Below are 1,081 nucleotides of genomic sequence, written 5' to 3' on the forward strand. Positions count from 1 at the left end.
TTCCGCATTCCCCGACGATCGTGCGCGTCATCCCCCTGCCCGCCGTCCGCGAGCGCAAGGGAGTCACCGCTGTGTACCCGGCCAATGACGCGGTCGAAGAGCTGCTGAACCACCTCGGCGGATCGGTGACCGCGGCCGATGAGACGATGTTCTCCACGCTCTCGGCGGTGACCGCGACGATGTCGGCGCATTTCGCGTTCTTGCAGACGATCACGGCCTGGCTCGTCGATCGCGGTTGGGACCAAGCGGATGCCGATCACTTCATCCGCGGCCAGTTCGTCGGACTCGGCACCACTCTCGCCCAGACCACCGACCCCATCGACGACCTGGTCGCCGCTCACGAAACCCCGGGCGGCCTCAACGAAATGCTCAACAACGAGTGGATGGACGAGGCCAACCGCCAGTCCCTGGAATCCGCTCTCGACGCCGTTTTCGATCGCGTCACAGGAAGCGCCGGAGACTGACTGCGGACCGGTCGAAGTACTTGCCCGACCACCGATTGAGAGATCGCCCGCGCGCGTCCGGAGGTCGCTAGGATGACCGGCATGACTGAGTCTCTCACCTTCGCAGATTCCATCCACATCAGCGCCGACCCCATGACGGTCTACAGGACTGTTTCGGACGTGACCCGGACTGGAGAGTGGTCGCCGATCTGCCGAGAGTGCTGGTGGGACGAAGGCGATGGTCCACGAGTAGGAGCTTGGTTCACCGGGCGCAACGTCACCCCTGACCGTGAGTGGCAGACTCGCAGTCGTGTAGTCGTCGCCGACGAAGGGCGGGCTTTCGGATGGAGCGTGGGACCCGGCCGAGTCATCTGGACCTACAATGTGCAGGATGCAGATGGAGGCACGCTGCTCACCGAATCGTGGGAGTTCCTGCCGGAGGGGCAGGAGTTCTTCGCAGAGAAGTACGGTGCACGTGCGTCCGAGGAGATCGCAGCACGGACGGCATCCGCGCAGACAGGCATTCCCGAGACGCTCGCTGCGATCAAGCAGGTCGTCGAAGCACGCTAGGTCATTGGCAGACGGAGCAACCACAGAACTGGCTGCCCGCCCCGACTGCCCTAATTGCTACCCGACGG

Annotated in this window: 2 protein-coding genes; both read left to right on the forward strand. The window is 64.1% G+C overall.

Annotated elements, in window-relative coordinates; translation table 11 throughout:
• A partial coding sequence (locus AD89_RS0117675) for a pyrroline-5-carboxylate reductase dimerization domain-containing protein (RefSeq protein ID WP_025781016.1) occupies positions 1–464 on the forward strand: 464 nt, incomplete at its 5' end.
• A gap of 81 nt (positions 465–545) precedes the next feature.
• A complete protein-coding gene (locus AD89_RS0117680; protein WP_025781017.1) occupies positions 546–1,013 on the forward strand; it encodes an SRPBCC family protein in 468 nt (155 codons plus the stop codon).
• The last annotated feature ends 68 nt before the right edge of the window (positions 1,014–1,081 follow it).

The sequence above is a fragment of the Brevibacterium sp. VCM10 genome (assembly GCF_000583215.1).
In the GTDB taxonomy this organism is placed as follows: Bacteria; Actinomycetota; Actinomycetes; order Actinomycetales; family Brevibacteriaceae; genus Brevibacterium; species Brevibacterium linens.

Coding starts and splice junctions, on each gene's coding strand:
- AD89_RS0117680 (WP_025781017.1), top strand. CDS start 546: ATGACTGAGTCTCTCACCTTCGCAGATTCCATCCACATCAGCGCCGAC.